Annotated in this window: 7 protein-coding genes; all 7 read right to left on the minus strand. The window is 69.9% G+C overall.

Annotated features, from left to right (window positions below; translation table 11 throughout):
* Positions 1–574, minus strand: a 574-nt coding sequence (locus VGV13_00865; GenBank protein ID HEV8639633.1) for a hypothetical protein, incomplete at its 3' end; no start/stop codon positions are given.
* Positions 575–617: 43 nt separating this feature from the next.
* Positions 618–1643: an alpha/beta fold hydrolase gene (locus VGV13_00870; GenBank protein ID HEV8639634.1), complete on the minus strand. Its 1026-nt coding sequence runs from the start codon at positions 1641–1643 to the stop codon at positions 618–620.
* Positions 1644–1665: 22 nt separating this feature from the next.
* On the minus strand, positions 1666–2634 hold the full coding sequence (locus VGV13_00875) for an oligopeptide/dipeptide ABC transporter ATP-binding protein (GenBank protein HEV8639635.1): 969 nt from the start codon (positions 2632–2634) through the stop codon (positions 1666–1668).
* Entirely contained in the window at positions 2627–3610 is a 984-nt protein-coding gene (locus VGV13_00880) for an ABC transporter ATP-binding protein (protein HEV8639636.1), read from the minus strand. The genes VGV13_00875 and VGV13_00880 overlap by 8 nt, the downstream gene beginning before the upstream one ends.
* Positions 3611–3633: 23 nt before the next feature.
* Positions 3634–4521 carry an ABC transporter permease gene (locus VGV13_00885; protein HEV8639637.1) on the minus strand — a complete coding sequence of 296 codons (888 nt, stop codon included), beginning with the start codon at positions 4519–4521 and terminating at the stop codon, positions 3634–3636.
* Between the two features lie 142 nt (positions 4522–4663).
* Complete coding sequence (locus tag VGV13_00890) at positions 4664–5584, minus strand: ABC transporter permease (GenBank protein ID HEV8639638.1); 921 nt, start codon at positions 5582–5584, stop codon at positions 4664–4666.
* A gap of 18 nt (positions 5585–5602) precedes the next feature.
* A complete protein-coding gene (locus tag VGV13_00895; protein HEV8639639.1) occupies positions 5603–7189 on the minus strand; it encodes an ABC transporter substrate-binding protein in 1587 nt (528 codons plus the stop codon).
* Positions 7190–7202: the final 13 nt, after the last annotated feature.

Consider the following 7202-nt stretch of genomic DNA (forward strand, 5'->3'; position numbering starts at 1 on the left):
CGCCGTCGTGGCTCACGCCGAGCCCGATCGCGGCCGCGGCGAGGACGACACCGGGGCGCGCGGGGTGGGCGAGGACCTGGTGAACGTCGGCCTCGATGTCGAGGGTCGGCGTCCACGAGCGCCCGCCGTCGCGCGAGCGGACCACGCCGCCCACGTGGACGTTGACGTAGATCGCGCCGCCGCCGGGCTCGACGCTGATGGACCGGACGTCGGCCGGATCACCCCAGGGCGTGTACCAGGCGTCGCGGCCCTCGGCGGTATCGAACGCCTCGACGGGCTCGAGCCGGCTGCCGGCGAGCCGCAGGAGGTGGGCCTGCTCGGTGCCCACGAGGAGCCCGGCGGGTGTCGACGCGAGGCACGTCGCCGGTTGACCCTCGACCGATGCCGCCGGCTCCCAGCGCCGACCGTCGTCGGTGCTCCAGATGGCGCGCTCGCCCACGAGGGCCCACGTCCGCGCGCCGGCGGCGGCGAGCGCGGCGACCGGCTGCCCGGCGAGCGCCTCGACGGCGACGGACCCGGCCTGGCCGAGCTCCCAGAGCCCTTCGTCGGTGCCGATCAGGATCCGTGGCTCCATGGCGTCATAGTACTACCGTGGCCGACGCGGTGATCCGGCACGCCTACAGCCGCTGCTCGGCGAGCCAGGCGGCGACGGTCTCCACCAGCGGCGCCCTGTTGTCGACGAAGCCGTGCGCCGCCGCGCTCCGCCCCTTCGGGTTCGGGAGTACGACGAGCTTGACGCTCGGGACGAGCGATCCCTCGGCCGTGGCCGCCGAGAGTAGCATGTACGGCTCGAACGGCTGGATGATCGCGTCGCCCGCGTCCCGCACCATGAGCATCGGGCGCGGGATGCGCCGGATCCAGTAGGTCCCGTCGGCCGCGCTGGAGGCCTCCCACCGGTACGTCAGGAAATGCTGGCCGGTGAGCGGTACCTTTTCGCCGGTGATCCAGCCCATGCGTACCGGCAGCACGGCCTCGAGCTTCCCGTCCCGCAGGGACTTGAACGCCGCCTCGGCGAGCTGGTGCCAGTTCTCCTCGTCCTGCACCAGCAGGTGCCGGGACTTCCAGGGCAGGTTCGCGAACATGCTGGTCAGGACGAGGGCCTTGATGTCGGGGTCCCAGTTGCTGGCCGCGTAGAACTGGACCTGGATGTTGCCGAGGCTCTGGCCGTGCAGGACGAGGGTCCGGTAGCCGAGCGCCCGCGCCGTGTACACCGCGGCCTCGATGTCGCGGCGGACATCGAAGAAGTTGTCCGTGTTGACCTTGTCGCCGTTCTGCCGGGTGTTGATCCCGAGGACCGCGTAGCCCTTCGCCGCCAGCCCGGGGCTCAGGAAGGCGTGAGGGTTGCCATGGTAGGCGCTGCCGCTGCCGTGGACGCTGACGACCAGCGTCGTGGCGGCGGGTGCCTTGCCGCCGGGCTCCCAGAGCGCGGCGTCGACGCGGAAGCCGTCGATGGCCTTGATCGCGAGGAACCGGAGGCCCCCGCCCGGCGGCGCGTCGAAGTCCGCCGGCAGCCCGGCGGGTCGGGTAACGAAGTCGTACTCGATGCTCGCCGCCGTCTGCCCCGCCCGGGCTTCCGGGCCGGCGACCATGGCCGTGGCGAGGAGCGACAGGGCGGCAACTATTGTCGTCCAGGAGATCTTCATGGGGGTCTCCTTCTTCACCCGTTCAGTAGAGGTGGCAGGCCACCCGGTGGCCGGCGCCGACCTCGCGCTCGGACGGATCGTGTTCCGAGCAGATCGGGAGCACCGCGGGGCAGCGAGGGTGGAAGCGGCAGCCGGCGGGGACGTGAAGCGGGCTCGGCACCTCGCCGGGCAGAATCACCTCCTCGCGCTTCACGTCCGGGTGGGACGGGAGCGCGGCTGAGAGGAGCGCCTGCGTGTAGGGATGCCGGGGCCGGGTGAAGAGCTCCTCGGCGGGTGCCACTTCCACCAGGCGGCCGAGGTACATGACGCCGACCGTGGTCGCGATGTAGCGGACGGTGGCAAGGTCGTGGGCGATGAGAAAGTAGGTGAGGCCCAGCTCGGCCTGAAGATCTTTGAGGAGGTTCATGATCTGGGCGCGGATGGAGACGTCCAGGGCCGAGACCGGCTCGTCGAGGACGACCAGGCTCGGGTTGAGGGCGAGCGCGCGGGCGATGGCGATCCGCTGGCGCTGGCCGCCGCTGAACTCGTGGGGGAAGAGCTCGGCGCTCCTGGACGGAAGGCCCACCTGCTCGAGCAGCTCGGCCACGCGGGCCGCCACCGCCCGCCGGGGCAGCGCCCGGTTGACGATGAGCGGCTCGCCGACGATCGAGCGGACGCGCTTCCGGGGATTGAGCGAGCTCATGGGGTCCTGGAACACCGCCTGGACAGACGCGCGGTAACGCCGGAGCTCCCGGCCCCGGAGGCGCTCGATCTCCTGGCCCTTCATCAGCACCATCCCGGCCGTCGGCCGCTCGAGGAGCAGGATCACGCGGGCGGTGGTGGTCTTGCCGCAGCCCGACTCGCCGACCAGGGCGAAGGTCTCGCCCCGCCCCACCGTGAAGCTGACGCCGTCCACCGCCTTGACCCAGCCGACCACGCGGCTCAGCAGCACGCCCCGCCGGACCGGGAAGTGCTTCTGGAGCCCCCGGACCTCGAGGACGGGCTCAGCCATCCCAGCCCTCGGCGGGCATCCAGCAGCTGACGCGGTGGCCGTCCTTCACCGCGACCTCGGGCGGATATTCGTCCCGGCAGCGGTCGCGGGCGTGGGGACAGCGGGGCGCGAAGGGGCAGCCGGGAGGCAGGTCGTAGAGGAGTGGCGGCTGCCCCTCGATGGAACTGAGCCGCTCGATCTTGGTCTCCAGGCGTGGGACCGAGTTGAGGAGCGCCACCGTGTAGGGGTGACGCGGGTGGTTGAACAGTTCGCGCACCTCGGCGCTCTCAACGATCCGGCCCGCGTACATCACGGCCACCCGGTCGCACATCTTGGCCACGATGCCGAAGTCGTGGGTGATGAAGATCAGCGCCAGGCCCATCTCCTCCTGGAGGCCTTTGAGGAGCCGGAGATACTGGGCCTGGATCGTCACATCGAGCGAGGTGGTGGGCTCGTCGGCGATGAGGATGGCCGGGCGGCAGGCCAGGCTGATGGCGCCCACCACGCGCTGCCGCATCCCCCCGCTCATCTGGTGGGGGTAGGCGCGGAGGCGGAGCTCGGGCGACGGGATCTTCACCCTGCGCAGCATCTCCCGGGCCTGCTCCCACAGCGTCGGGCCTTCGAGGCCCTGGTGGATGCGCAGCGCCTCGGCGATCTGGGCGCCGACGCTGAAGACCGGGTTGAGGCTCTGCATCGGGTCCTGGAGGATCATGGAGATCTGGCGACCGCGGATGCGCCGCATCTCGCGCTCGCTCTTCTGGAGGAGGTCCTCACCCTGGAGGAGCACCTGCCCGCCCACAATGCGGCCGGCCGGGCGGGGCTGCAATCTCAAGATCGAGAGCGCGGTCATGCTCTTGCCGCACCCCGACTCCCCCACCAGCCCCAGCGTCTCGCTGGCCCCGAGCGTGAAGCTCACCCCGTCGACGGCCTTCACCACGCCCCAGCGGGTGAAGAACCAGGTGCGGAGATCCTTCACCTCGAGCAGGGGGTGATCCATGGCTCTGGACGGATTCGTCGCGCTCAGACCTGCCGCAGCTTGGGATCGAGCCGGTCCCTCAGCCAATCCCCCATGAGGTTGAGCGTGAGCACGGTCAGGAGAATCGCGAGGCCCGGGAAAAACGAGACCCACCACGCCGACACGATGAGGGCCCGGCCCGTCGCTACCATGAGGCCCCAGGCCGGGGTGGGCGGGGGGATGCCGACGCCGAGGAAGCTGAGCGTGCCCTCCAGCAGGATGACGTAGCCCACCTGGAGGGTGGCCAGCACGATCAGCGTGTTCACCACGTTGGGAAGAATGTGGCCGAACATGATCCGGAGGTGCGAGCAGCCGGCGATCCGGGCCTGGGCCACGAAGTCGCGCTCCTTCACGCTCAGCACCTCGCCCCGCACCTGGCGCGCGTAACGTGCCCACAGGAGGAAGGCCACGATCACGATGACCGTGCGGAAGCTCGGGCCGATGACCACCGCCAGGACCAGGCCCAGGAGGATGGTCGGCAGCGAGAACGCGATGTCGACGGCCCGCATGATGAGGGCGTCCGTCCAGCCGCCGAAGTAGCCGGCCACCAGGCCCAGCACGGTGCCCGCGATTCCGCCGATGAAGATCGCCACCAGGGAGACGGAGAGCGAGACGCGGGCGCCGAAGATCAGCCGGCTCAGGATGTCGCGGCCGAGGGGATCGGTCCCCAGGGGGTATTCCCAGGAGCCGCCCGTCAGCCAGGCCGGCGGCTTGAGCTTCTGGAAGAGACGACCCTCCAGCGGGTCGTGGGGCGCCAGCCAGGGAGCCAGGAGCGCCGGCAGGACCAGGATGACGAAGAGAATCGCCAGGAAGACGACCATGGGCGCTCGCCGGCCCCCGACCCGCCGCCTCGGCGCCGCCTGCGCCCCCACCCGGACCGCCGTGACCGCCACCCCGTCCCTCGCTAGCTCAGTCGGAGGGGGCCTCAACGGCCCCCTCCGAGGCCTCCCCCAGGAAGCGGTTGCGCCGGCGGAGCCGGCTCTCGAAACGGCGAACAGTGGCCGAAGTGATCTCGCGCCATTCGCCGACGGCCCGCTAGCGCTGGAAGCGGATGCGCGGATCGACGTAGACGTAGGCCACGTCGACCAGCAGGTTGATGACGACGAACTTGGTCGCATAGAGGAGGACCACCGTCTGCACCACCGGGAAGTCGCGGTAGCGGACGGCGTCGATGGCCAGGAGCCCGATGCCCGGCCAGGCGAAGACCGTCTCGATGACCAGGGAGCCGGTGAGGAGCACGGCCACGATGAACCCGATGTACGTCAGGGGCGGGATGGCCGCGTTGCGCAAGCAGTGCTTCCACACCACTGCCCGTTCCTCCACGCCCTTGATGCGGGCCAGCTTCACGTACTCGCTGTCCAACACATCGAGCATCGCCGAGCGGACCAGCCGCATCACCGCCGCCACCTGGTACCAGCCCAGCGCGATGGCCGGCAGCACGAAGTGCTGGGGGCCGCCGGTGCCGGAGGCGGGGAGCCAGCCCAGCATGACGGCGAACACCCAGATGAGGACGATGCCGAGCCAGAAGCTCGGCATCGACTGCCCCAGCAGGGCGATCACCTTGCCCACGTAGTCGAGGGCGGTGTCGCGGCGGACGGCCGAGAGCACCCCGATGGGGATAGCGATCAGGAGGCTCACTGCGATGGACGCCCCGGCCAGTTGGAGGGTGGCGGGCAGCCGCTCCCAGACCAGTTGCAGGGCCGGCTGCCCGAGGCGGATCGACCGCCCGAAGTCGCCGCGGAGGGCGTTGCCGAGGAAGGTGAGGTACTGCTGGGTGAGGGGCCGGTCGAGCCCCCAGTGCCGGGCGGCGATCGCGTAGTCCTCCTTGGTCGCCTCCTCGGACAGCATGATCTGGAGGGGGTCGCCCGACAGCCGGGCTAGGAGGAAGATGATCAGTGAGATGACGAGCAGGGTGACCGCAGACTGGAAAATTCGCTGCGCCAGGTAACGCTGCACTTTGCCCGCCGGTGGCCGTCAGCGCTTCTGCGCGTACTCCAGGTGCGTGAAGCTGTAGTAGCCCGTCGTCTTCCAGGCCCCCACCTTCTTCTGGTTCACGCCGAAGAGGGCGTAGAGGTCGACGATCGGGATCACGTGGTAGCCGTTGTAGACGATGTCGCCGACGCTGCGGAGGATCTTCGCCCGCTCCTTGGGGTCGGCCGTCTGCCGGAGGCGCGCGAAGAGATCCTCGATCTCCGGCAGCTCGACGGTCCCCACGATGCCGCCGGCGGTGTAGAAGACCGCCAGGTGGGTGGCGGGGTCGGGCGGGATCCCGGTGCGGTGTAGGAAGCCGATGCCCGCCAGTTTGCGGTCGCGGTAGTGGGGCCGGATGGTCTGAAGCTCGGTGAGCTTCAGGTCGAGCTTCACCCCGATCTTGGCCAGATCGATCTGGAGCGCCTCAGACACCGAGACCAGCTCGGGCACGCCGGGCAGCGGGTAGGCGCGCCACTCGACGGTGAACCCGTTGGGGTAGCCGGCCTCGGCCATGAGCTTCTTGGCGCGGTCGGGATCATAGGGGTACGGCTTCCAGGCCGGGTTGTTGTACTCCTTCACCCAGGACGGGATGATCGGCACGGTGGCGGCCTGCGCCTCGCCCAGGAACAGGTGCTCGATCAGCGCCTTGCGGTTCACGGCCAGGTTGATGGCCTCGCGGACCCGCCGGTCCAGCCAGGGGGCCTTGGCATTGTAGGTCGGCCGGTCCTTCATGTATTGGCCGCCCATGACTCCGAACGCGACGATGCCGGGCCACAGCGCCCGGCGGGCCTCGAAGCCGGCGGTCTCGACGTCCTTCTTGAGGGTCCGGGGCAGCTCGATGATGTCGGCTTCCCCGGTGCGAAGCATCGCCACCCGGGTGGCGTCCTCCGGCACAAATCGATAAACCAGCTCCTTGAACTGCGGCGTCACGCGCCAGTGCTTGTCGACGGCCTCGTAGCGCATCAGCTCGCCCCGGCGCCACTCCACCATGCGGTAGGGTCCGGTCCCGATCGGCTTCTGGCTCGCCTTCTCGATGCCCACCGACTCGATGTACTTCTTGGGGACGATCTGGACCTCGCGGGCGCTCGACAGCTCGAAGAGGACGTCGGGGTCCGGCGACTTCAGCTGGAGCCGGACGGTGTGGCGGTCGATCACGTCGATCCGCTCGATGAGCTTCCGCCACTGGGGCGTCGTGGTGGCGATGGCGTCCTTGCCCATGAGCAGCTCGAAGGAGAACTTGACGTCCTCGGCGGTCATCTCTCCCCAGTTCTCGTGGAACTGGACACCCTTGCGGAGGAAGAAGGTCCAGGTCCTGGCGTCGGGCGACATCTGCCAGCGCTCGGCCAGCATCGGCCGCTCGTAGTCCCAGGTGGTGGGATCGACGTCGGTCAGGTACTCGAAGACGACGCGGGTGGGGAGCTTCTGCGACATGGAGCCCTGGTGGGGCAGTGTGGCCTCGTGGGTGGGTGGCGATCCGGCCACCACGAGCCGCTGGGCCGCCGCCGGCGCGGGCCCGGCCGCCTCGGCGAGCGCCCAGAGGGCCAGCACGCTCATGGTCACCGCCACGACGGGCTTCCACGTGGTCGTCATCGTCGTCCTCCTC

The sequence above is a fragment of the Candidatus Methylomirabilota bacterium genome (genome assembly GCA_036001065.1).
Lineage (GTDB): Bacteria > Methylomirabilota > Methylomirabilia > Rokubacteriales > CSP1-6 > MNEF01.